This window comes from Gelidibacter algens (assembly GCF_001678675.1).
In the GTDB taxonomy this organism is placed as follows: domain Bacteria; phylum Bacteroidota; class Bacteroidia; order Flavobacteriales; family Flavobacteriaceae; genus Gelidibacter; species Gelidibacter algens.
Genome location: NZ_LZRN01000004.1, coordinates 66,062 through 92,617, shown reverse-complemented (window position 1 = coordinate 92,617; position 26,556 = coordinate 66,062). Strand labels below are relative to the sequence as shown.

General features: G+C 38.9%; 20 protein-coding genes. 1 reads left to right on the top strand and 19 read right to left on the bottom strand.

All coding sequences use genetic code 11. From position 1 onward, the window contains the following. Positions 1–18 precede the first annotated feature (18 nt). The 11 genes from A9996_RS02895 to msrB all read right to left on the bottom strand — a co-directional run bounded on the left by A9996_RS02895 (position 19) and on the right by msrB (position 11,907). Positions 19–879, bottom strand: a complete 861-nt coding sequence (locus A9996_RS02895) for an acyl-CoA thioesterase (protein ID WP_066430686.1) — start codon at positions 877–879, stop codon at positions 19–21. Between the two features lie 68 nt (positions 880–947). Then, positions 948–2,273, bottom strand: a complete 1,326-nt coding sequence (locus tag A9996_RS02890) for a DUF2254 domain-containing protein (protein ID WP_066430685.1) — start codon at positions 2,271–2,273, stop codon at positions 948–950. A gap of 29 nt (positions 2,274–2,302) precedes the next feature. Continuing rightward, entirely contained in the window at positions 2,303–6,004 is a 3,702-nt protein-coding gene (locus tag A9996_RS02885; RefSeq protein ID WP_066430684.1) for a metallophosphoesterase, read from the bottom strand. 223 nt (positions 6,005–6,227) lie between these two features. Next, entirely contained in the window at positions 6,228–7,448 is a 1,221-nt protein-coding gene (locus tag A9996_RS02880) for a bifunctional alpha/beta hydrolase/OsmC family protein (RefSeq protein WP_066430679.1), read from the bottom strand. 12 nt (positions 7,449–7,460) lie between these two features. After that, a complete protein-coding gene (locus A9996_RS02875; RefSeq protein ID WP_083993825.1) occupies positions 7,461–8,000 on the bottom strand; it encodes a peptide-methionine (S)-S-oxide reductase in 540 nt (179 codons plus the stop codon). Between the two features lie 6 nt (positions 8,001–8,006). Then, the gene (locus A9996_RS02870; RefSeq protein WP_066430674.1) at positions 8,007–8,288 is read right to left on the bottom strand and encodes a DUF427 domain-containing protein; all 282 of its coding nucleotides are present in this window, start codon (positions 8,286–8,288) and stop codon (positions 8,007–8,009) included. A gap of 126 nt (positions 8,289–8,414) precedes the next feature. Next, positions 8,415–8,909 (bottom strand): peptide-methionine (S)-S-oxide reductase MsrA, encoded by a 495-nt coding sequence (gene msrA, locus A9996_RS02865; RefSeq protein WP_066430672.1) that lies wholly within the window; start codon positions 8,907–8,909, stop codon positions 8,415–8,417. Positions 8,910–9,011: 102 nt separating this feature from the next. Then, a complete protein-coding gene (locus tag A9996_RS02860) occupies positions 9,012–10,574 on the bottom strand; it encodes a protein adenylyltransferase SelO (protein ID WP_066430671.1) in 1,563 nt (520 codons plus the stop codon). 18 nt (positions 10,575–10,592) lie between these two features. Further along, the gene (locus tag A9996_RS02855) at positions 10,593–10,862 is read right to left on the bottom strand and encodes a GNAT family N-acetyltransferase (protein WP_066430670.1); all 270 of its coding nucleotides are present in this window, start codon (positions 10,860–10,862) and stop codon (positions 10,593–10,595) included. 16 nt (positions 10,863–10,878) lie between these two features. After that, entirely contained in the window at positions 10,879–11,430 is a 552-nt protein-coding gene (msrA, locus tag A9996_RS02850) for a peptide-methionine (S)-S-oxide reductase MsrA (protein ID WP_211272625.1), read from the bottom strand. Positions 11,431–11,448: 18 nt separating this feature from the next. Further along, positions 11,449–11,907, bottom strand: coding sequence for a peptide-methionine (R)-S-oxide reductase MsrB (gene msrB, locus A9996_RS02845; protein ID WP_066430667.1), 459 nt, complete (start codon positions 11,905–11,907; stop codon positions 11,449–11,451). A gap of 147 nt (positions 11,908–12,054) precedes the next feature. Between msrB and A9996_RS02840 the strand changes: the two genes are divergently transcribed. Then, on the top strand, positions 12,055–13,326 hold the full coding sequence (locus tag A9996_RS02840) for a Pycsar system effector family protein (protein WP_066430665.1): 1,272 nt from the start codon (positions 12,055–12,057) through the stop codon (positions 13,324–13,326). A 130-nt stretch (positions 13,327–13,456) separates the two neighbouring features. Here A9996_RS02840 and A9996_RS02835 read toward each other — a convergent pair whose 3' ends face one another. From A9996_RS02835 to A9996_RS02800, 8 genes are all read right to left on the bottom strand, one after another. Beyond that, entirely contained in the window at positions 13,457–15,118 is a 1,662-nt protein-coding gene (locus A9996_RS02835; RefSeq protein WP_066430663.1) for an alpha-amylase family glycosyl hydrolase, read from the bottom strand. Positions 15,119–15,120: 2 nt separating this feature from the next. Then, positions 15,121–16,542, bottom strand: coding sequence for an alpha-amylase family glycosyl hydrolase (locus tag A9996_RS02830; protein WP_066430815.1), 1,422 nt, complete (start codon positions 16,540–16,542; stop codon positions 15,121–15,123). Between the two features lie 5 nt (positions 16,543–16,547). Next, on the bottom strand, positions 16,548–18,929 hold the full coding sequence (locus A9996_RS02825; RefSeq protein WP_066430662.1) for a glycoside hydrolase family 31 protein: 2,382 nt from the start codon (positions 18,927–18,929) through the stop codon (positions 16,548–16,550). Positions 18,930–19,079: 150 nt separating this feature from the next. Then, a complete protein-coding gene (locus A9996_RS02820) occupies positions 19,080–20,057 on the bottom strand; it encodes an alpha/beta hydrolase (RefSeq protein WP_066430656.1) in 978 nt (325 codons plus the stop codon). A 98-nt stretch (positions 20,058–20,155) separates the two neighbouring features. Beyond that, positions 20,156–22,006 (bottom strand): glycoside hydrolase family 13 protein, encoded by a 1,851-nt coding sequence (locus tag A9996_RS02815; protein ID WP_066430655.1) that lies wholly within the window; start codon positions 22,004–22,006, stop codon positions 20,156–20,158. A gap of 36 nt (positions 22,007–22,042) precedes the next feature. After that, entirely contained in the window at positions 22,043–24,352 is a 2,310-nt protein-coding gene (locus tag A9996_RS02810) for a glycoside hydrolase family 65 protein (RefSeq protein WP_066430654.1), read from the bottom strand. Between the two features lie 150 nt (positions 24,353–24,502). Then, entirely contained in the window at positions 24,503–25,159 is a 657-nt protein-coding gene (gene pgmB, locus A9996_RS02805) for a beta-phosphoglucomutase (protein WP_066430653.1), read from the bottom strand. 5 nt (positions 25,160–25,164) lie between these two features. Continuing rightward, positions 25,165–26,538: an MFS transporter gene (locus A9996_RS02800; RefSeq protein WP_066430648.1), complete on the bottom strand. Its 1,374-nt coding sequence runs from the start codon at positions 26,536–26,538 to the stop codon at positions 25,165–25,167. Positions 26,539–26,556: the final 18 nt, after the last annotated feature.

Below are 26,556 nucleotides of genomic sequence, written 5' to 3'. Positions count from 1 at the left end.
CGTTTTTTATTGGGATTTCTACCTTGGTCTCATCAATCCTTCTTGCGCTACTGAAGCCACAAGTTGTCCGTCTCGGGTAAAAATGTTTCCTTTCGCAAATCCGCGAGCACCTGACGCATTTGGAGATTCGATGGCGTATAACAACCAGTCATCAAAATCAAAATCCCTAAAATACCACATGGAATGGTCTAAACTTGCGGTTTGGGTATTGCCCCAATGGGCTTTACTGGCATGGCGGTTCATGGCTGCAGCCAGAATATTATAGTCTGAAATATAAGTGAGAATTTGCTGTTTTGTTGCCAAATCCAATTGCGAAGTATCCCCTTTTAGCTTGAACCACACATTGGTGAACGCTGGCAAATCTACTTTATTGAATGGATCAACAAGTTCAACAGGCTTAAACTCAATAGGACGCTCGGCCGCCAAAAACCCTTTTGTTTTCTTCGGGATGACCTCTCCAAATTGCTCCAATACCTCCGTCCAGCTCATCAACTCTTCAGGCTGTTTGACATCCTCATTTATTTTAATTTGATGATTGTAGCCTTCTTCGCGTTTCTGAAATGATGCCGAAAGAATAAAAATAGTCGTTCCATTTTGATCAGCGGTAACACGTCTTACTGAAAAACTACCACCATCTCTTATAATGTTGACGGTATAAGTGATAGGCACTTCCAGATCTCCTGCTTCCAAAAAGTACGAATGCATAGAGTGGAGCACACGTTTATTGGTGATGGTCCGTGTTGCGGCGTTTAGGGCTTGGGCCAATACCTGGCCACCAAATACATTTGGGCTTCCTACTGTTTTGCTAAAGCCTTCAAACTGGGTTGGATTGATTTCTTTTAAAGCAAGCAGCTCAACTAAATCTTTAACATTGGTCATGGCATAATTTTTTTTTAAGCTTATTAAAGGTATTTAAATGACAATGAAATCTGAATCTATCCTGACTTTTAAATCGTATAATCTGATTGATTGAGCGTTTTCAATTTATTCATTTGATGGTTGATAATTGATAGATCAGCTTCATTTTTTTGATGTGCAATGGCGTCTTGATACAAGGTGCTAATTTCCTTTACAATTGTTTTTTTGTAAAGCTGATCAGAAACATCCGCATGATCCAACAAATAATCGAGCATCATGAATAATTTTTGCACCACAATAATATCATGTTTGCAGTAGGTGCGCAGGGCAGCCATTACATTGTACATCAATACTTCAAAACTTACCGTTTTTATACTAACGATGGCATTGTCATCGTTATCCTCATCATCAAACAAATAACTACTATCCCTTTTTTTCATGCGGAGCGCAAACAATTCTGTCATATAATCAATAGCGTTGATTGCTGTACCAGGATCGTTGATACCGGGAGACATGGCTTTCACGGCTATTTCGGTAATTTGCTTAAAGGCCAGAACGTAATTTTCAGTAACAATTTCATTTTGAGAAAAATTAAAATAACCCAAAACCTCAATAACATCGTCTTCAACTAATTCAGCGCCAGAGTATCTAAACAATGGGAGGTTTTTTAAAATATAGGTGCCCTTAATTTGTATAATTTCAATTTGAACCTCTTTTTCCCTGGCAAAACTGGTCAATGATTTAAGGCTGTTATCTTGAAAATAGCCTGATTCGTTAGAATTTACGACTTTCCAACCCGAAGTATCTGGAAATTTGGCCTCGTATGATTTTTCATTTTCAATCAAACTGCTCAATCTATCATGAGCATTATTAAAGATCTTATCCATAATAGTCCCAACCTGTATTTGCTGTGATATGGAATGGATAAAATAAATAAATGCCCCTAAACACAAGGTCATAAAAATGATGGCCAATAACACCGAAAATCCTGGAAGTTGGTACTTATTGCCATGGGGTGTTATGGACACTAAAGTAAATATACAGTACAACAGTGAGGAATTATAAATTCCTAAAATAATTTGATGTCTTCTGTTGGAAATCAAGCCTGGTAGTATCCGCGGTGAAAAATTGCTGGACGCCTGATTGAGCAAAATCATCACCAATGAAAAACTAAACACCATGATTGATATCAACCCTCCAATAAAGGTGGTCAAAAGGCTTCTTGCAGTTTCTGTATTATTAATGACCAACACCGGAGCATTTTCAATCAAATAGGCAGAAACGCCCAAACTTTCTAAATAATACATAAAGAAGGCAAATAACAAGCCAATCAAGCTGATCAAGGTGGGATAGAATGCAATATTGCTCTCTAATTTGATAATATATTCAAGGATGCTATAAAATTGCTTTTTCATATGTTAGTTCTTAATTGGCAAAGATGACATTAAAAATTGAGTCCTAAGCCAAATGAAAATCGTGATCCGTCTTCTCCAGTAAACAGATTGAATGTTCCTGAGAGTGTTTTGGCTGCAGTAATCCTCACACCGCCTCCATAATCATTATGCCATTTATCAGAAAAATCTCCCCGTTGCCAAACACGTCCAAGATCTCCTCCTCCAAAAACAGTAATTTGAAACGGTAACAATCGTGTTCTGATTGCAGGAAAACTATAACGCAGGTCAGCACTTGTCACCAATGAATTCCTTCCTGTAAAACGTTCGGCCCTATACCCTCTCAATCCTGAATCGGCTCCAATATTTGCAGCCTGATAGAATAAAAAGTCGTTTCCAAAACGGAATTGCGCACGTACATCAGTTTTAAGGACCAAGGTTTTATCTTTTGTCAGGGCATTGTAAAAACCTAAATCAGAATTGACATACCCATAAACGTTGTCAGCATCCTGAAGATTGGTCCGTGCGCCAACATCCAAATTGAAAGACATGCCCTTGGTGGGATTCATCTTATTGTCAGCACTTAAATAGTCATATTGTGCTTCCAGCGCTCCAAAATATTTCCGCTCATAAAACGCTTCATTACTCTCTGGTTGGAATGTGGTAATAAACCGATCTGGTGAATCCTCCAATTGAATGCCATCAAATATGGCCCTAAAACCATAATCACTGCCAAATGCTGAACGTTTAACTATCCCAATGTGCCCACTATATATACTTTTTCGGACGCGATTAAAGTTGTAATTATCAGCGTCATAAGCCGTTTCATTGCCATAACCGAAAAAGTTATTGGTATAAGACTGATTGGTATAGGTGCCGCCAACATTCAAATTCCAATCGAGAAAAAAATTGGCAAATTCACCTTCATAATCCAATTTAAAACCGCTGGTATCAAAAGCATATTGGGCATCAAAGGCATGCTGTTGAGAAAATGGATTGCGCTGAAATCCGTTAATTGTATACACCACTGAAGCGCCCAATACTATCCCGTCATCTGGATTGAAACTCAAATTGGGCGTCAATACTGTAAATTCCGTTCGGTTTTTTTCAAAATTAAAGACATTCAAATTGTATACATCTGTAAATTTTACTTGTGCTCCGTTTTTTGAAAGCACTGTATTTTCTTTAGATTTATGATCATAAACCTTAATCCTTCTACCCTCTTTAATAGTATAGATGTCATTACCCTCACCCCCGATGATTCGTGTAAAAATTAAATTATCACCTTTCCCGTTCACTTCAAATTGATCATCATCATTCAAGCCATAAATCCAAAGCTCCTTGGTCACTTTTTTATCATAGATACGATCAATGAATGGCTCACTTTTTTCACCCTCCTTTAGTGTAGAGATTTTTATCTGGGTCAAATCCTTACCAAGTCTGGTAATTTCAAAATAATCATCTTTATCTGTTCCTGTAAGCACGACCAATTCATTTAAGTAGTTGTAATACCTTTTGGCGATGTCATGTAAATTACCACGACGTCCTTTCAGTTTTATTTTGATATCTGAGATGATGCTATCCTGTACTTCAATAGGCACCTTGTCAAATGCGTTTTCTATAACGTCATCGGTGATATTTTCCTCAAGAAACTTGGCCTGTTTTAGCCACGCCTCCATATTGGATTGTTGCAGCAGCACACGATCAAGTTTTACACCAGCACTGTTCATCCATTTAATATCTGCAAGTTTTTCATCATATACTTGAAGCTGTCTTGAAGATCCTGAGATAATTTTCACAATATCCAGCAGCGTGCCATCAAAGTTCGAAAACACCTGATCTCTATCTCTTGGGATGGGCTTATAAACTCTTTCCCCATTTTCCTGGTTAAATTGAGCCCAGCGCCATTGATCTTGATGCCTGTCCCAATCGCCAATTAACATATCAAACAAACGCGCCCTGATATAGGCGTTTTCGTCAATCTTATACGTTTCGTTTTCCCGCACCTTTTCAATAATATCATAGGTGCTTTGGATATCATCGGCATAACCAAAATTACGCTCGTCAGTATAATTTTCTTCGGGACGCTCTTCAATCATGTATAATTGACCGCCATACTCTGCATTGTACTCTCCCAAGTATTTATGCTTGGGAATGTAAAATAGTTCTGGATTTGTGTGGTATATTTTTGCAGCATCTGACAACTCAGGGATGGCCATAAACGCATACGGGTGTGCTGATGTATAGAAATCCAAAACGAGACTTTCAATTTCTGTTTGCTCAAAATCGTCTACCACATAAGCGTTTTTGGAAAGCACCTTTTCCAAATAATGTGTGGCATCTTTGCGCAGTGCCTTCATGTTCAATTCAAGGCCATCTTTCGTTTTGAGTCGAAGCGTTTTGGTTTGATGACCGCCGCCTTCACTTACTATTTCCAATCCGCCATAAAGGGTATCTAAAGTTGCAACAGGAACACGGATAGGTTTGCTATAAATACTTCTGTAGCCCTCTCCCAATAACAATTTGTAAACGGAAGATTTTTCAGTTTCTTCTTCTGAATAAATGGCGACGTCCACCTCATTTGGAAATGTGTCAGGCACTACAGAAAGGTCATACAGTTTTGTTGGAGGGTAAACCTCTTTTTGAAATAACAGATGTGGTTTATTATTTTCTGAACCGAAATATTGCACCCATGAACTCCCATCCTCAAACACCGTAAAGACAGCAAAACCTGGAAGTCCGTAAGCAAATACACCATTATTTTTTAAATTGACAGCACCTGATTTTGAGCCAGAGCCGGACACAATCTGTTTGACGTTTCCATTGTCAATGTACTGGAGGGTATGCTCGTGCCCCGACACAAAAATAATATTGCCGTTTTCAGTAGCTAAGTTTTCCAAACGATCCATCAAATCATTATAAAGTTCATTATATCGGTCTTGAATGGAAATACCACCCTGAGCTCTAATTTGAACAACCAATGAGGCCAAACCAGGCATCGGAATTTTTTTCTGCATAGGAAATAAATGCTTTTCTAATGCAAATTGCCCCCCGTGAGAGCCATTGGTGTACATGGGATGATGCATTGCAAACACAATGGTTTTGCCTTGTGCATTTTTAATTTCACTTTCTAATTCCAACAGCAGACGTTCCCTAGTTTTTATAACGCAGTCGTCATTTATGGTGGGATGGTGATCCCAATTTTCAAGATACCATTGGCTGTCAATAATGATCATTTGAATGGTTTCACTCACAGCAATACTTTTAAGAGGACAACCATTTTCAGGAAAAAAGCTGTTCTCATCAAGCGATTTTTTAATGTATTGTTCTTCTCTCCGCACTCCAGTGACACCACCTGCATACCATTCATGGTTACCAGGGATAAAGATGCTCTGACCTTCGAAATTTTCTACAGATTTCACTTGGGCATTGAGCATATTTTCAGCAGCTTCACGGTACCTATGCTCTTTTGGGGGAAGTCCTGCAGGATAAATATTATCACCCAAAAACAAGGCGTAATCTCCTTTTGTATCTTTTTCAGAAATATAATTATGAAACGCTGTTAACCCTTGAGACATGCCATTGATGGGAGATAAACCTGCATCTCCCACCAAATAGAACACCTTGTCCACTTCTTTATCTGGAAACATATTCTGTTGATGTGCTTTATCCAGATATTGGGATTGATAAGACGCACAGGCATTCAGCAAAAAGGCAGATAAAAGAATTAAGGTGGGTTTTATAAACGTATGCATTACTTGTTGACTTGTTTTTAATTACCTTTCAGGAGTTGTATTATACATAAAAAAGAAAAGCAAACGTGATTCTTTTACGTCTCATTTTCCTCTTGTCAATTGGGCTTGACTTTAAGTTATGAACGATTTTTATGACCGAATTTAAATCGAAATTGCTGCTGTTTTTATTGAAGTTACAAATTAATTTATTCCATAGACATCTCAAATTGAATGTAGAGATATTTTATGAAATGATTTCTGTCTCTATAACAATATCACTGAGCAATGTTTTATGGACTGGACATTTTGAGGCGATTTCTTTTAATTTGTTTTTTTGGGATTCATCTAAATTCCCAACCAATTTGAGCTTTTTTAACAGATGGTCAAAGCGTGTTGGTTTATCCAAATCGCGCATCAAATCTTCACTGTGTTTTTTAGAATATGTGATGTACACAAACACTTCTTGCAAATCCCATTTTTTCCGTTCTGCGTAAAGCTTTAAGGTCATTGCAGTGCAGGAGGCTAAGGCTGCACTCAAGTAATCATAAGGCGAAGGTCCAAAATCATCACCTCCAAAAGATTCTGGTTCATCTGCAACAAAACTGTGTTTTTTGGTTTGTATGGATGTCGTAAAATTGTCTTCCAATAAGTTTAAATGACCCACCAACTGCTCGCCTTCAGTGTCTAAAATATCATGGTTACTGGTATCAAAATAGCCTTGTACCCAAGCGCCTATCATATTGCCAACATAACTGCTGTCTTTTTCATTGAGCAATAAATGATCGGCATCATTTAAACTGATAAAACTCTTGGGATGGTGCGCACTTTTATAAAGTTTATGAGCATTGTCTATCCCCACAACCTTGTCAAAAGGGGCATGCATGATTAAAATAGGTTTACGCAGTTGTTTGGTTACTTCAGGTAAGTCTGTTTTATCAAAATCATCCACAAACTCTTGATTGATCTTAAAAGGCCTACCTCCAATATTAACCTCTACATCTCCTTTTTGGGCAATTTCCTGAACATGATGGGAAAAATGCTGTTTCACATGCGCTGTCGTTGCGGGCGCGCCAATAGTGGCGATGGCCTTGACACTATCAAGCTTTGACGCTGCAACAATAACAGCCGCGCCCCCTAAAGAATGACCAACAAGAAGGGAAGGTGCCTCATAATGTTCTTTCAAATAGTCACTAACTGCCAATAGATCTTCAACATTGGCTGAAAAATAACTGTCCGCAAATTCGCCTTCACTTTTACCCAAGCCTGTAAAATCAAACCGCACCACAGCAAACCCATGTGAGGTCAATGCCCTACTGATATTTTTGACAGGTTTTAACGTACTGTTACAGGTGAAACAATGGGCAAAAATAGCATAGTTATTAGGCTTTTGATTTGCTGGAAGCTCTAAATACGCTTGCAACTGATACCCTTTAGCATTCTGGATGTTGAGCTTTGTACTTTGCATAATAAATTAAGTTTAATTTTTTAAATGGCCCACTTTATTTTGGTTAACAAATCCTGAAAATTGATTTAAAAGTAATTTCAGTTTTGGATTGATAAAGGTCTCGCAAAAAGGTTTTTCAGGATTTTTAAAATAGTAGTTGGTAATTTGCGCCCTCGACGGTTCAAAATCCTTAAAAGGCAATATTTGCGTGATCAGTTCTCCATTGAATTTCTTTTGAAATTCTCTGAGTAAACCCTCAAGAGTCTCAAATTGAACCTCATTGAAGGTATAAATAGCGGAACGGTATTTTTTACGCATGGAATGATTGGACTTGCTATTGTGCGTCAACAAATGTATTTCAACTAAGGTTTGGAGCGTGATGCATTTGCGATTAAAATGAACGATAACCGCTTCAGAAAAATCACTATTTTCATTTGTAGAAGCCACATATCCCTGTTCTACTTTCTCAACAGCTTTAAGGATTGAAAAACAGCTTCTGTGCACTCCCGATTCCGAAGCCTCGGAACGGGAACAACCTCCTCCGAAAGCTATTTTAGACAACTCTTTTGTCACAACAAGTTATTGTTTGACATCTACCCCTTTCCAAAAAGCGACATAATTTTTAATGCTTTTTGCCTGATCTGAAGCATCAGGATAATACCAAGCGGCGTCCTTATTTTGCTTCCCTTCGACATCAATTGTATAATAAGATGCTTTGCCTTTCCACGGACAGGAGCTGTGTGTTTCACTTGGGTTAAAGTATTCTTTTTTGATACTGTCATGCGGAAAATAATGGTTATTTTCTATAACGACCGTTTGGTCACTTTCTGCGATAACTGTGTTGTTCCAAATTGCTTTCATGAGTGTTTTTTTTTTAAAAATTAAATATATATTTTCATTTACCGCCAGGGTCGCAAAGATTTCACGCTACGGTCGCAAAGGAAAAAGTTCCCAAGCTCAAATAAAAATCATCTTGAGCCTAAAAAATCAAATAAAAGATTGATCAAATCTTTCAAAATGGCAGGTGTACCCGTTTGGCTTTTTTATCAAATAATCCTGGTGCTCCGGCTCAGCTGCCCAAAACTTGGAATAAGGTTCTAAAGTGGTGGCAACTTGACCATCCCACTTATGGGAAGCATTGACAATTTTGATGATGTCTTCCGCCTCCGTTTTTTCTTCGTCATTCTGAAAGAATATGGCTGAGCGGTAGCTTGATCCAACATCATTGCCTTGTCTATCAACGGTTGTAGGATTGTGGATTCTAAAAAAATAATCCAAAATATGTTTGAATGAGGTTTCTGTCGGATCATAGGTGATTTCAATACCTTCCGCATGTCCAGGATGGCTTCTATAGGTTGGATGTTCATTTTCTCCGCCAATATATCCTACCTCGGTGTCTTTGATACCGGGACGTACCCTGAAAAGATCTTCCATCCCCCAGAAACAGCCGCCTGCTATATATGCTTTTTTATTAGTGCTCATACGTTTGTGTTTAAATTAATTTAAAATTGTTTATAAAATCTAATGCCTTAATCTCTGTCATTTTAAGATGCTTAAGGCTTTGCTTATTGATACTATGTCCTTTTATGAACTGCAGGACAACATGGAACAGCCCACTTTATGGCGTGCCCATTCCGGTCGTTTTGTAAACCATTGTTGATGTTCTGGTTGCTCAGCATAAGGGTGTTTCAAGAGTTGAAAAAGTTCATCAATCAGGGTGTAATCACCATGGTCAGCTTTATCAATGGCCAACTGTGCCATATAATTTCTCAGCACGTATTTGGGGTTTACAGTGTCCATTACAGACTTTCTTTCCGAGTGTAAGATGGATTCCGCGAGCAATCTTTCCGCGTAGCGTTCAAACCACCCATGCCACTGCTGCCTGATTTTGTCAGAAAGGTCCGTTGGATTATAAAAAGCTTCTTGAACGATGCTTAGGCCGTCGGAAGAACTATCATTTTTAAAATTGCTCAAATTCCGAAAGAAAATAGTCATATCGGTTTCCGTCAGTTGCAATACATCTTCTAGATCTTTTACCAGCGATATATCTGAAGCATTCTCAAGTTGTAAGCCTAATTTGGAACGCATCATCTTTAGGGATTGCAACTCAAAATCGGTCGTGTATTTTTCCAATACGGCTTCCATGGCTTTTGCGTCTTCAATTAACGGATAAAGCGCATTGGCGAGTTGGTACAAATTCCAAAGTCCCATATTGGGCTGATTTCCGTATCGATAGCGTTTGTGCTGGCTATCTGTAGTGTTGGGTGTCCAGCCAAAATCAAAACCTTCCAACCAACCATAAGGGCCATAATCAATGGTCAACCCCAAAATGGACATATTATCAGTATTCATCACCCCATGTACAAATCCGACACGTTGCCAATGAATGATCATCTCCAAAGTACGGGTGCAAACCTCATCAAAAAACTGAATATAGGTAGCTTTAGAAGGGGCTCCCAAATGTGGAAAATGCTCCTGTATGGTAAAATCTACTACGGTTTTTAAATTTTTATGATCTTGCCGTGCTGCAAAAACTTCATAACTTCCAAATCTCAAGAAGCTTGGTGACACTCTGCTCACGATGGCTCCTTTTTCGTAGTCTGGATTGCCGTTGTACATTACGTCCCGCAAAACCTTATCACCAGTTAAAGCTAATGACAATGCCCTTGTTGTGGGCACACCCAAATGGTGCATGGCTTCACTACATAAATATTCCCGAATGGAAGAGCGCAAAACTGCCAACCCGTCTGCAGTGCGCGAATAGGGCGTTTCTCCAGCGCCTTTCAACTGCACCACCCAGTTCTTCTTGTTATGTTCTACCTCAAATAAATTAATGGCACGGCCGTCTCCCAACTGTCCTGCCCAATTCCCAAATTGATGGCCTGCATAGCACATGGCATAAGGGGTTGTGTTTTCTAATACCTTATTGCCAGTAACCACTTTTAAAAATTCTTCAGATGTTACATCGTCTTCCGTGAGGCCCAAATTGTCGCGCATTTCTGGTGATACATGCAGCAATTCTGGATGGGATGTTTGTTTTGGTGTTACGTAAGAAAAACACGCTTCCGTGACCTGCCTTCTGCTATTTTCTAGATTTGCATCTGCGGGTAAGTGGGTGGTAAATTTGTTTTTTATGTTAAGCTTCATTTATTTTGTCTTCGGCATTTATCCTATAATAGCATTCCATTTGTCGCTTCTTTTGGCTACAGATTTGATATAACCACAAACCGCAACAGCGTGGTAGCCTTCTTCGGTCAATTTCTCAAAGGTTTTTTCTACCAATACTTTACCAATCCCTTGTCCGCGGATATTGAATGGCACTTCACTATACACCAAATGCATTTTTCCGTCTTTTAGCGTGTAGTCCACTTTAGCAATTTCACCATCCACCTCCATGGTAAATTGATGGTTGTCTTTATCGTGTATAACTTTCATAGGTTTATTGATTCAATTAAACAGTCACATTTTTCAACTTGTCTGCATGCATTTTTCGCAGCTTAGCCAACTTAGGGGTAATGACAGCGCTGCAATAGGGAGCAGTTTGGTTATTGGCATAATATTTTTGATGATCATCTTCTGCTTTATGAAACGTTTCCACTGGACTGATCTCTGTCACGATTGGGTTTTCATAAAAAGGCGCGATTTCCTTGGCCACCAAGTGTGCAAAAGCCTTTTGTTTATCATTGTTATAATAAATGACAGAGCGGTATTGCGTCCCAACGTCACCTCCTTGTCTGTTCAACGTCGTTGGATCATGGCTCGTCATAAAAACGACCAATACATCTTCAAGAGATATTACTGACGGATCAAAAGTGACCTGAACCACTTCAGCATGTCCTGTCAAACCCGAACAGACCTCACGGTAGGTAGGCGTTCCAGGAACAGTTCCGCCCATGTAACCGGACACCACTTTTTCTACACCTTTAACTTCATTAAAAACCGCTTCAACGCACCAAAAACAGCCGCCGCCAACGGTCACCACTTCTAAATTTTTATTTGATATCATTTGTGTTCCAATTTATTAAACCTCCTTTTTAGAGGTGTCCAGAGTCATAGACTCAGAATTGACACAATAGCGCAATCCGCTTGGTTCTGGTCCGTCAGGAAACACATGTCCTAAATGCGCATCACACATGTTGCACATCACTTCTACCCTGACCATTCCAAATGCAGTATCCTTTTCATATTTAATGGCATTTTCTTTAATAGGTTGGGTAAAACTTGGCCAACCTGAGCTCGATTTAAATTTTATTGTGGAGTCAAAAAGCGGCGTATCACAGCACACACAATTATACTGACCTTCATCATATACGCTACAAAGCGCGCCAGTTCCTGGGGCTTCCGTTCCTTTACCTCTGGCAATCTTAAATTGTTCTGGGGTTAATAGTTCTCGCCATTCAGCATCTGACTTTTCAACTCTTTTATCGGGTTTTGGATTTCCGTTTACAGCAAAATCCATAACATTTTTCCATGTAAGCATATCTTTCAAGTATTTTTCTTAAAGTTAAAAATTATAATACGAAATTGGTCGGCCTTTAACGTTTTGCATTACAAATACTAGCCAATGTGTTCAGATACTCCATTTATTTTTTAGTACTTTGTATCACCAATTCTTACTAAGAAATTTATGGCTGATATCATCAAAAAAACTGAAGACTTTGTATTCAATCTTTTTAAGGAGGACTTACCCAATACCTTTCTTTACCATAATTTCACACATACGCAGCGTGTGTTGCGAAGCGTGAAAGAGATCGCAGAAAATTCTGATATCAGTACTGAAAATTCCACTGTGCTTCAACTTGCCGCCTTACTCCATGATACTGGCTATACCAAAATGAGAGAGGGCCATGAAGAAGAAAGTGTTAAAATAGCCACTACTTTTTTAGAAGATCAGCACCTAGAGAAAGACATTATTGATGCCGTGAATGAGTGTATCATGGCTACAAAATTTAAGGACGTCCCGAGAACAGATCTTGGAAAGGTCATCAGAGATGCTGATGCCTCACATTTTGGAAAAGAGTATTTTAATGAAGCTAGTGAGTTTTTAAGAAAAGAACTGGAGTTACAGGATATTAAAACGTATTCCGCCTCTGAATGGCTCGCTGAAAACATTAAAGTGCTTTCTCAAAAACATCAATTTTACACAGACTATGCCCTAAGAAATTGGCAAAAACAGAAGGAGGACAATTTAGCCGATCTTATCAAATCTAAAAAGAAAGAAAAAAAGAGACGTCAAAAAGAGCAAATGAAGGCTCAGCTGAAAGCACAAGCAAAGGACTCAAGTCCGGAGCGCGCCATCCAATCTTTTTATAGAACTGCCTTACGTAACCATATTAAATTAAGTGATATTGCAGATACAAAGGCTAATATCCTATTATCAGTCAATGCCATTATTATTTCGTTGATGCTGTCCACACTATTTTCAAAATTTGATAACCCAGCCAATCAGTTTTTAATTGTACCTACTGTTATATTAATGCTCTCCAGTATCATTTCAATGATTCTATCCATTATTGCAACGCGTCCTAATATTACCAGTGGGGAATTCACCAAAGAAGATGTTGAGAACAAAAAAGTCAACCTTACCTTTTTTGGGAATTTCCATAAAATGAAACTTGAAGACTTTGAATGGGCCATCAATGAGCTTTTAAAAGATAAAGATTATGTGTACAGCTCATTAACAAAAGACCTTTATTTTTTAGGAAAAGTGTTGGATAGAAAATATCGCATTTTAAGAGTCACCTATACCATTTTTATGGTCGGGATGATTATCTCAGTAATCGCTTTTGCGGTGTCATTCAAATTTGCTCCAAATGCAACTATAAATGACGTTTTAAAGCCAGCAGCCAGCACCACAATTATGAAACCACAGCATAACCAGTATGATTATTATGTTTAGGATTTGATTCCATACTGTACATGTTTGTCTTCCAAATAAGGTATAGGCGATAAGCAATAAAGCACACTGTTCTCGAAGCAATTCTGATGACTGTTAATGTAGCAGCCATCAGAACATACCCGAGCTAACATTATTTTTTCTCTAGAAGGACGATGTCAAATTCAGAGTCTATTTCAACAAGGCCATTTTTCACCTCCACAATTTGGTCAGAATACGCATCACGCAAGGTTGTGCCATCTTCAAATACTCTGCCTACTTCTAATGTCTTCGAACCTTTAGGAAGATCGAGACCTATAACCACCAGATCTTCAAAATCAGTGATTGTATAACTTCTATAAAATACATACGGACTTTCTGTAATCATTTGATGAATACCCGCACCAACCGCTGGATGGTTCTTTCTGAACTGTCCCAATTTTTGCCAGTGGTTTAAAATTGACTTTGTGTTTTGATTTGAAGCGATGCTATCCCAATTCATAAAAGAACGCAACGTCGCATCACCAATTGTTGCTTCTATAATTAAATCCCTCGCCGATTCATCACCATAATAGGTTTGGGAGGTACCAGGAGCCAACAACAATTTTGTACCCGTTTCAAACGGTTTTTCTCTTGAGGCATCAAAAGGTTGCCCATCATCATGAGAGGTCAAATAATTTAAAACACCATATCCTTTGAGTGGATCATTCAGTGCCTCATCATATTTTTTGAAAAGATCGTCATAATCCAATTCTGCTGCATCATACTTGAATTCAAAATTGATCAGACTGTTAAAAGCGTTGTCAAAATAATTGATGGATGTTCCACCCAAATCATAAGATTTCCCTGCTGAAATGCCGTAACCATACACCTCACCTACCACATAAAAGTCATTGTCATCCAACACCAAATCTGGATTGTTGGATTTATATTGACTAAAAGCATAGTCACTTTCGGTTTTAAATTCTTGCCAAACGCTTTCTTCAGTATGTTTTACTGTATCTACCCGGTAGCCATCAATTCCGAACTCGGTAATATAGTCTGTCAGCCATTTTATGATATAAAATCGGGGCGCTCTTGGGTGTCCGGTACGTTCAAAAAAGGCATCCAACTCGGCCACTTCTTGGTCATAACGCCCTTCAGCTTTCCATTTTTCAACCAGCTGTGGCGGCAATGCAACGGCCTCATTACTTTCTGTTTTAATGTCTGGCAGATTTTTGACGAGCGTACAAGTAATTGTTGAATCGTAGGACGAATAATCGCAAGTGGGGCCTGTGCGTACCCATTCTTCCGGCCATACAGGGTCTACAGGCGTTACCGGACCTGTATGATTGATAACCGCATCCAAAAGAATCCGTATCCCTTTTTTATGAGCGGCGTTTACCAAAGATTTTAAATCCTCCTTGGTTCCAAAATTTGGATCAATAGCAGTCCAATCTTTAGTCCAATAGCCATGATAGGCATAAGTTACGCCAGTACCTTCATCAGTACCACCATGAATTTGCTCCACAACTGGGGTCATCCAAATGGCATTAACACCTAGGTCTGAAAAATACCCGTCTTCTATCTTTTTTGTGATACCTTTTAAGTCGCCGCCTTCAAAACCTCTTAATTCACCTGTTTCTTTTGTACGATCAAAGTTGACATCGTTGGACGCATCCCCATTATTAAAACGATCTGTCAACAAAAAATATAGATTGGCGCCTTCCCAAACAAAAGGCGCTTCTTGTTTCTCATCCATTTTTTCGAAATTATTCTCTTCTTTACATCCCAATAATATTAGGCTGCAGAGGAAACACCATATCACTTTTCTCATACTTAATTTGTTAAGATTTTATATTCCCAAGGTTTTAAAACAAGAACCTTATCATTCATTTCAATAGACTCCTTTGTGATGTAATCTGTGAAATTTCCTTTTAATGGTGGAGTGAGCGATTGCTCCTGATCTGAAAAATTTCCAACAAAGGTCACTGTAACGTCATTTTTACTGCGTTGAAAAGCCAATACCTTATCATTTGTAGTTTCCAAGTTTTTATAAGATGCGGGATCTTTCCCTCCATTCAAGGCTGGGTTGGTGTTTTTCAACTCTCCCAATTTCTCAAGTAGGGACCACATCTCTTTTTTCGTTTTAGGAATGGAGTCTTTTTCAAAAAACTTCAATCGGTAGTCCATATCATATTCCATACCTGAGTAAATCAATGGCATACCAGGAATGGTATAACTGAAAGCGGTCATCAAAGGCGCTGCACCTTTCATGCGCTCCTTGATAGTGCCGCTCCATGAATTTTCGTCATGGTTGGTTACAAAATTCATGATAATATCATTTTCTTCATAAAGTGAATCAATTTCAGCCAAACGATCTTCCCAGGCTTTTAAGTCTTTCTTCCCTTGTGCCATATGGTTCATGGCGTGGTGCGTATTCCAACCATAGACCATATCAAAGAGATTGTCCTGAGCCAGTTCAGGTTCCCAAGCTTCGGCCAGCATGAAAATGTCTTTTGTGCTTCTGAGTTGCGGAATGGCTTCTACCCAGAAATCAGTTGGGACAGACCCTGCAACATCACATCTAAAGCCGTCAACTCCTTCTTCCTTTAACCAATATTGCATATCGGCAATCATTTCTTTGCGCATGTCTTGATTGTCATAATTCAAATCAGCAACATCGGTCCAATCGGTACCTATTGGATGTGTGATGTTTCCATCCTTATCCTTCGTGTAGTATTCTGGTTTATTTTTAATCCATGTATGGTCCCAGCCCGTGTGGTTTGGCACCCAGTCCAATATGACATAAATGCCATTATCATGTGCGGTTTTGATCAAATTTCTAAAGTCTTCAATAGTTCCGAATTCTGGATTGATTTTCGTAAAATCAGTTATCGCATAATAGCTCCCCAAGTATTTTGCTTGTTCTGCTTCAGGAAAATCGGAAGCAAATTTACTGTCTGCTCCGCCGGTAGCTTTACGTTTGGTTTCGCTGATTGGGAATATTGGCATCAACCAGATGACTTTCACTCCCAATTGCTTTAACTGCGGAATGTCTTTTGTGAATTCATCAAAATGCCCTGAAGGCGAGTATTGACGAATGTTCGCTTCATAAATGACGGCCGTTTCCAAAACGTCATCAGAAATGGGTTGAAATTTTTCCTGAGTGTCTTCGCCGAGGTTTGTTTCTTGCTTCTTTTCTTCTTTACAGGCCATAATCAGCATAAAACTGAAGGCTGCCAAAATAATTTTTTTCATGGTATTTAATTTAAGTTGATGTTTATTTCTAATTCTTCTGAGGTACTCCAATCGAAAGGAATGGATACCGTTGTAAGCGCTTCGTTATAAGTGAAATTAATTTTTTTTCGTTTGATTTTTACCGATTTAGGTTTGGATTTGACGTTATGAATGATAAGGTCGACTTTCTTGATTTGTGATTGAAAGCGGTTACCAATTTCAGCGTCGAATTCAAGTTCAATTTTCTTTTTGCCAACTTCTGATTCGAATTTCAAAAGCTCATAGTTGCCTTTCTCAAATGCTTCAGCCGTCAATCCATCGTCGTTATACAATTGGCCTTTACTTTCTTTAACCGAAGCATCATAATAGTAATGGAGTTCAAATGTATTGCCATAGTATTCTTTGGTACTCTGCATCGGTTTTGCCATCGGAATTAAAGCCCCGCCGCGCACAAAGGTTGGAATGTGGCCTTCAACTACTTTAACCGAAACAGTTTGCCCACCTTCGAACTTTTTAAGGGTATAGAAATCAAACCAATTGTTGTTTTTAGGGAAGTAGATTTCTTTGTCAGTACTATTAGGTATTAGGATTGGTGCGATTAAAAAATCAGCACCCCAGAAATAGGTTGAAGCCACTATTGCAAGTGGGTCTGAATCGTCTTCAAAGAACAGCGGTCGCATTAAAGGCGTGCCTTCTTTATGATTTTGAAAACTCAGATTGTAATTGTAAGGCAATAACTTATAGCGCAATTCGATTGATTTTTTTGCCAAGGCTTTCGTTTTGTCGTCCCAAAAAATAGGTTCAGCAGGCACATCTTCCTGAGCATGCGGACGATAAATAGGTTGGAAAACGCCGTATTGCAACCAACGGGTGTAGAGTTCTGGATCTTGAACATTCCCCGCAAATCCGCCTAAATCAGAGTGCATATACCCTAAACCCTGCATGCCCATTTGCAGTGCAATCTCTGGTTGACTTTGTAAGCCACCCCAAGTTCTGTTAACATCTCCAGACCAAGGAATCATCCCATAACGTTGCGATCCTGAAGATCCCGCACGCATTAAAATAAAGGGACGTTGGTTGGAGAAATCAGTTTTATAACCTTCAGCAATTAATCCTGCCCAATCGTGACCGTAAATGTTATGGACTTCATTTGCTGTGCCGGTGGCATGTAATAATTTTGAGGGATGGACTTCAGGCTCTCCCAGATCGCCCCAAATTCCGGTGACACCCATATCTGCAAGACCTTTATAAATGTTCCAAAACCATGTTTTTCCTTTCGGATTATAGATGTCAATCAACCCTGTGTTGCCAAAATAAAAATCGAAAGTAAACGGATTCCCAATGGAATCTTTCGCTAACACATCGTTATCAACAGCTTCTTGCCAACGTTTGGACGTCGTCAGAACAAAAGGCTCTGTCACCAATATCGTGTTGACATTATCTGACTTTAAATCCTTGATCATTTGGGTCGGATTTGGGAACGAATCTTTTAAAAACTCTAAATTCCCCATATGCCCTTGAATGTCCTTTCCGAACCAAAAAATATCGATGATTATTGCATCCAACGGAATTTGTTCATCTCTAAATTTCTGAACTGTCTGCTTTACTTCCTTTTGAGAATGGTATCCAAAACGGCTCGAAAAATTCCCCAATGCCCAACGCGGTGGCATCGGTTGCTTCCCTGTCAAATCTGTATAATTATCAATCAACTCTGTCCAAGAATCGCCCACAACAACTTGGTAGGTTTTTCTGCCAGAAATAGTTTCATAAGTTAAGGTATTATCTTTTTTACTGTCCAAATCCAGAAAACCGATGGGTGCATTGTCAAAATGGACCATATACTTATTGGACGACATCACGATGGGCATGGAATAATTCATCAATTCAGAATGGGTTTCATAACCATAATGCGCACGATTATAAAGCTCCAATCTGTAACCACGGCGGTTCATCCCTAAAGCTCTGGCGCCTCCACCATAAAGAATTTCGTCGTTTGTAAGATTGAATTGAATGGTTTCCAAACTGTCGTTTTTGACATAGCCCAATTCTTCGGAGATGATGGGTTTTCCTTTATAGATATAGGAAATTTGGAAGGGTTGTTTTTGAATTTGGACCGAAATACCTTCTGTTTTGAGCTCAAAGGACGTATCGGTTTTGATCAGTTCTGATGGTAGTGATTCTGGTTTCAGAACGACGGCGTGTGAATTGGCATTAAAACTTTCCCCGGAAGGGATAAACGTAGTCTCAACAATGCTTTTGCTGTAAGGCGTGATTTTATAGGTGCCGTCATTTACTTTTATTTCAAGAACGTTGTTTTTGAAATCAACGGATTCAAAAGTTCGGGTTGGGTTTTGGGAAAAGCCAAGTAGTGATGCGCATAAGAATGCTATAAATAAATAGTGCTTCATGTGATGTTTTTTTACCCTTCCTGCTTTATTCCTTTTCGGGAATTAAAGCCACCTTCCGTTCAAAAAGGGAAGGAATTTGTGCGCTTGTTTTATATCAGACCTCACAGTCCCGACCTTTCGGGATAAAAACCTGTGAGGTCTACTTCCGATTTATTCGACTTTTTTCAACAAAAACGTCAACGGAATATCCAAGCGTTTTTGCCATGAAATTTCAGTGTGCTCTCCACCCTCAAACTTCAGATTTTTGAAATTTGTTTGGTCATAGCCTTTGTCCTTAAAGATCTTGCTAACTGTTGGCGCATATTTTGGATAGAATTTATCCAGTGTTTCTGTACCATAATCAAAATAGAATCTGTGGTTTTTTGGCGAAGGTAAATTACCTTCCATATACTCAAAAAAGGTGTCGGCCAACAAGTCGCTGTCATTGGGATTACCTCCTGGCCAATGGGTTGACAGGCACGCGGCACCTCCAAAAACCTCCGGATATTCGCAAATAGCATACATAGAAATCAATCCGCCCATACTCGATCCTGCTACAAAGGTGTTTTCTCTATCGGTATACACAGCGTAATTGGCATCGATATAAGGTTTTAACTCTTTAACAATAAAGCCTAAATAATTATTGGAGGTCACTGAATCAAGCTTGAAATTGTTGAGTCGTGCTTCTTCAAAAAGCGAATCTTGAACCGTTTCAGAAAGCGATTCAAATGGCTTTTGTGGAAAATATTCACTGTGGCGCAATTCGTTAATATTAAATGGTGCCACTACGATAAAATCTCTAGTAATGCTATCTCTCATCAATTGGGCTGCTACTTCATCCACTTTCCATTCCTCATGGTTCCAAGTGATCCTGCTATCAAAAAGCATTTGTCCATCATGCATGTACAACACGGCATATTTTTTACTTTGGGTATAGCCTTCTGGCAACCAAATATCCACTTTTCGTGGCGGAATATAGTTGGACGGAAAATCGTCAATCCGCAGTAAAGTGCCACCAGAGAAATCTCCTTTAATGGTTTCTGTTTTCACGTTAGAACTATCGGCGGGTTTGATTTTGGCTTCTTTGGTTTTGGTATTACAGGAAAGCAAGACAGCAAAAACGGTCAGTATATAAATGGTATTTTTCATGTTTTATTTTAAACCTTCAAGGTTGTATAACTTTACAGATGCGATTTTTATTTTGTAAAGTGGTTGCAGCACTACTAATTTAGAGCGCAAAAATACCTCTAAAATTCAATTATCATGGTAGTTTTAGCATCAATACGCAGCGTGTTCTCCAAAGAAATCTGTGCTTCTGAAATGATATCGGTACCTGTTTTATGAGCTTTAATTACCTCTTGAAAACGTTTTAAGTCTAATGTTTGTGTTTCAGCATTATTATTGATCACCACCATTACCGTACTGTCATCAGTATATCTAAAATAAACATACACATTGTTTTGAGGTACAAACTGCATGGTTTTCCCAGTATGGATAACGGATTTCGATTTTCGCCAATTAAATAGATTCTTAGAAAATTCAAAAAAGTCGGTTTGCTCGGCAGTTCTTCCTTCTGCAGTAAAAGCATTTATCGGATCACCTTTCCAACCTCCTGGAAAGTCTTGTCTAATATCGCCATCACCATTGACATCCTTGTTGCCAAGCATGCCTAGTTCATCCCCATAATATACTTGTGGAATTCCTCTTACAGTAGCAATAAGCGTCATTACCATTTTGTAAGTATTGAGATCTGCACCATAAATTTCATTGATGCGGTTGGTATCGTGATTTCCTGCAAGAACTAGAATATTGTTGATATCAGGATATAGAAAATCATTTGCAAAATTCTCATAAGCCCTGAGCATTCCTTTATCCCATTCTTGATCATCTTCAGCAAACATTACGACAATTGCGTCATGAAGTGTAAAGTCCATAACGGTTGGCAAATGCGAATTGTAATTATCAATCGCTCCAATTTTACTGTCTTTTTGCCAATAGGCCATTTGTGCCTGACTGTGCATCCAAACCTCTCCAGCAATATTGAAATTAGGATATTCGTCCATAATGGCTTTAGTCCATTTTGCAATACCCTCTTTATCATTATAAGAATAGGTGTCTACCCGAAACCCATCCAAATCAGCAAATTCTACCCACCAAATGGCATTTTGGATCATATATTTTAAAACCAATGGATTTTTCTGGTTGATATCAGGCATAGTCGTATCAAACCATCCGTTCATACACGCTTCCTTATCTGCCTCAGAAGCATTGGAATCAAACTGAGTGGTCATTTTATGACTGCTGCGCTGAAAACCTTCTTCGCCGTCTTCCCAGTAATGAATCCAATCTTTGGTTGGCAAATCTTGAATCATCCAATGCTTGCTTCCCCAGTGATTGGTGACATAATCCATAATGAGCTTCATGTCGCGCTGGTGCATTTCTGACGCCAAACGCTGATAATCGGCATTGGTCCCGAAACGTGGATCTATTTTATAATAATCGCTTTGCGCATAGGTATGGTAAGAAAAAATTGGCTCATTGTCTTCCAATAATGGCGTGCTCCAAAGCGCCGTCACACCCAACTCCTCCAAATAATCCAGATGATCAATGATGCCTTGAATATCGCCTCCATGGCGCCCTGAAGGCTCTTCTCTGTTCGCTTTTTCAACGGTGTCATCTGTATTGTCATTGTCCGGGTTTCCATTTGCAAACCGATCTGGCATGATCAAATAAATCAAATCACTGGAGTCGAAACCTTTTCTCAAAGCAGAGTTTTCGCGACGCGCTCTCAACTCATATGATTCTGTAAAAATGATTTTGTTATCCTTTAAAAATTGAAGTTCATAAGTTCCAGGACTTACATTCTCGGTAGTAATGGTGACAAATATATAGTTTGGATTTTCAGTTTTTACAATATCTGTAATTTCAATAGTGTTTGAAAACCTCACCTCATATTGCGACATATTCTCACCATATACCATTAATTGAAGCTCTGGGTTATGCATCTCGGCATACCAAAAAGGAGGCTCTATTTTTGCTGTTTGCGAAAAAAGTGTCATACTTAAAAGTAGCATTAAAATGCTCACGAAGTTCTTCATTATTAATTAATTTTTAAATTGGATTGACCTTGTAATTTATTCTACCGTCACTGAACTCTGAGGCTTTATCAAGACTTCTTTTCCATTGACCAAAATGTCCATAGCGGCATCACCTTCCAATTCAAAATTGGACTCCTTTTTACTGACACTTATTTTCAAAATCTGATTTCTAAAGTTGATTTTAAACGAATAGGCGTCCCACTGCTCAGGAATTTTAGGTTCAAAAGAAAGTTTATTGTCCACAACGCGCATCCCACCAAAACCTTCAACAATACTCATCCAGGTTCCGGCCATTGACGTAATATGTAATCCTTCTTCTACTTCATGGTTATAATCATCCAAATCTAATCTTGAGGTGCGTAGGTAAAACTGATACGCTTGTTCCATCCTGCCCAATTTTGCTGCCTGAATGCTGTGGACGCAAGGCGACAAGGAACTTTCATGGACTGTAAATGGCTCATAAAAATCGAAATGACGTTCCAATTCCTCTAAAGAGAATTGCTCTTCAAAGAAATAAAACCCTTGAAGCGTATCTGCCTGTTTAATGTACGGTGAACGCAAAATCCGGTCCCAAGACCATTTTTGATTGATAGGACGTTCTGATTTTGGCAAGTCTTTTACAGTAATCAATTCCTTATCCAAAAATCCGTCCTGTTGTAAATAGATTTGGTGTTCTTCTGAAAAAGGCAAGTACATATTGTTTGCAACCTGTGCCCATAAAGACAGTTCATCTTCTGAAAGATTGGTTTTTTCTAAAATACGCGTCAAGTCATCAGCAAAACTACCCTCCATTTTGGAAATAGTTTCCAACGTGTAATTGATACACCATTGTGCGATGTAGTTGGTATAAAAATTATTATTAACATTGTTTTCATACTCATTTGGCCCCGTTACACCAAGAATGACATACTTGATTTTATCAGTAGAAAACGTAGCACGCTGGTGCCAAAAACGCGCAATACCAATTAAAACTTCCAATCCCTTTTCTGGAATATAACTGAAGTCTCCAGTAAAGCGATGGTAATTGAAAATGGCAAAAGCAATGGCGCCATTCCGGTGGATTTCCTCAAAGGTGATTTCCCACTCATTATGGGATTCTTCGCCATTCATGGTCACCATTGGATATAATGCAGCGCCGTTTTTAAAGCCGAGTTTTTCAGCGTTCTCAATAGCTTTTTCTAAATGATGGTAGCGGTATTCCAATAAATTCCGAGCTACCTTTTGATCTTTGGTGGCCATATAAAACGGAATGCAATACGCTTCCGTATCCCAATATGTGCTGCCGCCATATTTTTCGCCCGTGAATCCTTTCGGACCAATATTTAAGCGCGCATCTTTACCCAAATATGTATGGTTCAGTTGCATGATATTAAAACGGATGCCTTGCTGTGCTTTGACATCGCCTTCAATAGTGATGTCGGCCATCTCCCAAATTTTTGCCCAAGCTTCTTTTTGTTGCTGCAGCATGGTATCAAAACCAAGTGCTGACGCTTGAGCTAAGGTTTTCTTGGCCACCGCTGCCAATTCGTTTTTATCATGATTTCTATCAACGGTGTATCCTCCAAATTTGGTCAGGGTCACCGTATCGCCTTTGTTGACCTTTGCATTATATTGAAATGCGATGGTATTTTCAGTTTTGCTTACGGAATAATTTTCGTTCAACACCTCTCCGTTTAACGACACTTGAGTTTGCATTGCGGTACACACATGGAATTTTGTTTTCATGGTGTGCGACACAATAAAGGCTTGCTGCCCTTCAGAATCCACGCTCAAGGTATTCCAAAATTTATCATCCCAATTGCTGTCTTCATTGGTAATACCAGCATCAAGATAAGGCTCAAAAACAATCTCTGCGTTGCTATTTAAGGACGTCACATTATATTGAATGGCGCCCACTTCATCCATGTCAATACTTAAAAAACGTTTGGTATCTACCTTAAGTTCTATTGAATTTTGAAGCGTTACTTCAAAACTTCGGGACAACCAACCTTCCTTCATATTGAGTTCTCTCCTAAAGTTGCTGACGTCCTTACAAGCCGCGAGATCCAATGCCTCACCATTAATTGAGACGTTGATGCCGATCCAGCTAGGAGCGTTGAGCACCTTTGCAAAATATTCTGGGTAGCCGTTTTTCCACCAGCCTACCCTGGTCTTGTCTGGATAATAAACACCAGCAATATAACTGCCCTGAAATGTTTTTCCGGAGTAGTGTTCTTCAAAATTGGCACGTTGCCCCATGGCGCCATTACCAATACTAAAAATACTTTCAGATGATTTGACACGCTCGGCATCAAAACCTTCTTCAATGATGGACCAATTGTTTGGTTGTATATAATCTTGATTCATTTTTTATAGATGTCTATTTTCTAAATTCCTTTTAGGTAATATTTTTTACCGCAATGGACGCAAAGCTTGGCGCAAGGGTCGCAATGGCGTATATTTAGTTTACTAACTAGTGCTACTTTATTCTTAATACGTTGTACTTGATACGTTGTACTATCTATTAATTAAACCGTTTAAAAATTCAGCACTGATTTCAGTAAAATCAGTGAAGACAAAATCGGCTTCATTGAGCGTATTTTTGTCGCCAATACCAATAGATGTCATACCTGCTGCATTGGCCGCTTGAATTCCTGCCACAGCATCTTCAAAAACAATACAATCTTTAGGAGCCACATGTAATTGTTGTGCTGCAATTAAAAAGACTTCAGGATCTGGCTTTGCTTTGGTGACATCATTACCGTCAACAATGACGTGAAATTTTTCAAGAATATGCACCTTTTCTAAGATCATTCTCGCATTTTTACTAGCAGAACCCAAGGCGATATGTTGCTTTGCGTTACTGAGAAAATCTAATGTTTTGGTGACATCTGGAAGAATCTCTTGTACGTCCATGGTATCGATATACGTGAGATAATCATCATTTTTAAGCGCCATAAGTCTCGTAAATTCAGCGTCGCTGATGCTTTTGTCTCCCCAGGCGAGAATTTTTTCTAATGATTTGACTCTGCTGACACCTTTCAGTTGTTCGTTTTGTGTGTGTGTAAAATCGACACCAATGCTATTGGCCAATTTTTTCCAAGCTAAAAAGTGGTATTTTGCGGTATCTACGATCACGCCGTCCAAGTCAAATATGAATGCTTTTTTAGTCATTGTTTTTAAATTTCTTCTGCTTGATATGAAATTGCGTTTTTATTTGTAATCAATAAATTACATAGGCCAGCAATCAATAAACTTATTCCTGCAACTGTCATTGCATTAATCGCTTCATCTCCCAACAATCCAGAAACAAAATTGATACCTCCTAAGGCCGCAATAATTTGTGGAATCACGATAAACATATTAAAAATGCCCATAATTACGCCCATCTTTTTAGGATCAACAGAACTTGATAACATGGCATAAGGCATGGATAAAATACTACCCCAAGCGAAACCAACAAGCACAAAGCAATATTTTAAGTTTTCAGGCGAGGAATAATTCATCAAAATGAATCCTAATCCTCCAATCATTAAGGACGCCATATGGACATACTTCCGATTGATATTTCTTTTTGAAGTGTAAAACACGAGCAACAAGGCAAATGCCATCGAAGACAATCCGTAGATTCCCATTGCTGATCCCACTAAATTTGAAGATTTTTGGAATGACGTATTGGCGATATCAAAAGCTTGCGCTTGCGCGGAGATGGTCATATCATAAGCAGATTCAATTGGTGCTGGTGTTTGAAAAACATGCTCTGTGAGTGCCGGATTTGCCAAACTCCACATGGTGAAAAAAGCAAACCAAGAAAAGAATTGAATGACACCCAATTTTTTCATTGTCAATGGCATACTCCCAATATTGTTAAGGATGTCTGAAATGAAATTATTCTTTTTAGCCTTTTCACGTTTAAATTCTTCCATGTCTTCCGGAGGATATTCGGTGGTGGTAAATACCGTGTATAAAATACTAGCCAAAAAAACAAAAGCTCCTATGGCGAAAGCAATTTTAACGGACATAGGCACAATTCCCATAGGCGCAGAATCACTAACTCCAAGTTGAGAAACCAACCATGGTAAATTACTGGCCACCCAAGTCCCTATCCCTATGATCAATGTTTGCATCACAAACCCATAAGACCTTTGGGAATTTGGAAGTTTATCAGCAACTAAAGCTCTAAAAGGTTCCATAGACACATTAATGGAGGCATCCAAAATCCATAATAATCCTGCAGCTATCCATAATGCCGGTGAATAGGGCACAAAAAATAGGGCAATAGAACTCAAAATAGCACCAATCATAAAGTAAGGCCGTCGTCTGCCCCACTTGACATGCCAAGTTCTATCACTTAAATATCCAATGATTGGTTGCACAAGCAACCCGGTTAATGGAGCTGCAATCCACAACAATGGGATAGCATCTTTTTCGGCGCCAAGTGTTTGAAATATTCGAGACATAAAGCCTCCTTGTAGAGCAAAACCAAACTGGATTCCCAAAAAACCGAAACTCATGTTCCAGATTTCCCAAAATCCGAGCGTGCGCTTTTTCATAATAGTATGTTTAAAATT

Bases quoted from the DNA above. Each gene is read 5' to 3' on its own strand.
- A9996_RS02820 (WP_066430656.1), bottom strand. From the start codon at position 20,057: ATGAAAAATACCATTTATATACTGACCGTTTTTGCTGTCTTGCTTTCC.
- A9996_RS02895 (WP_066430686.1), bottom strand. From the start codon at position 879: ATGACCAATGTTAAAGATTTAGTTGAGCTGCTTGCTTTAAAAGAAATC.
- msrB (WP_066430667.1), bottom strand. From the start codon at position 11,907: ATGCTTACATGGAAAAATGTTATGGATTTTGCTGTAAACGGAAATCCA.
- A9996_RS02830 (WP_066430815.1), bottom strand. From the start codon at position 16,542: ATGAAAAAAATTATTTTGGCAGCCTTCAGTTTTATGCTGATTATGGCC.
- A9996_RS02885 (WP_066430684.1), bottom strand. From the start codon at position 6,004: ATGCATACGTTTATAAAACCCACCTTAATTCTTTTATCTGCCTTTTTG.
- A9996_RS02890 (WP_066430685.1), bottom strand. From the start codon at position 2,273: ATGAAAAAGCAATTTTATAGCATCCTTGAATATATTATCAAATTAGAG.
- A9996_RS02880 (WP_066430679.1), bottom strand. From the start codon at position 7,448: ATGCAAAGTACAAAGCTCAACATCCAGAATGCTAAAGGGTATCAGTTG.
- A9996_RS02800 (WP_066430648.1), bottom strand. From the start codon at position 26,538: ATGAAAAAGCGCACGCTCGGATTTTGGGAAATCTGGAACATGAGTTTC.
- pgmB (WP_066430653.1), bottom strand. From the start codon at position 25,159: ATGACTAAAAAAGCATTCATATTTGACTTGGACGGCGTGATCGTAGAT.
- A9996_RS02860 (WP_066430671.1), bottom strand. From the start codon at position 10,574: ATGAAGCTTAACATAAAAAACAAATTTACCACCCACTTACCCGCAGAT.
- A9996_RS02810 (WP_066430654.1), bottom strand. From the start codon at position 24,352: ATGAATCAAGATTATATACAACCAAACAATTGGTCCATCATTGAAGAA.
- A9996_RS02870 (WP_066430674.1), bottom strand. From the start codon at position 8,288: ATGAAAGCAATTTGGAACAACACAGTTATCGCAGAAAGTGACCAAACG.
- A9996_RS02840 (WP_066430665.1), top strand. From the start codon at position 12,055: ATGGCTGATATCATCAAAAAAACTGAAGACTTTGTATTCAATCTTTTT.
- A9996_RS02835 (WP_066430663.1), bottom strand. From the start codon at position 15,118: ATGAGAAAAGTGATATGGTGTTTCCTCTGCAGCCTAATATTATTGGGA.
- A9996_RS02825 (WP_066430662.1), bottom strand. From the start codon at position 18,929: ATGAAGCACTATTTATTTATAGCATTCTTATGCGCATCACTACTTGGC.
- A9996_RS02855 (WP_066430670.1), bottom strand. From the start codon at position 10,862: ATGAAAGTTATACACGATAAAGACAACCATCAATTTACCATGGAGGTG.
- msrA (WP_066430672.1), bottom strand. From the start codon at position 8,909: ATGAGCACTAATAAAAAAGCATATATAGCAGGCGGCTGTTTCTGGGGG.
- A9996_RS02815 (WP_066430655.1), bottom strand. From the start codon at position 22,006: ATGAAGAACTTCGTGAGCATTTTAATGCTACTTTTAAGTATGACACTT.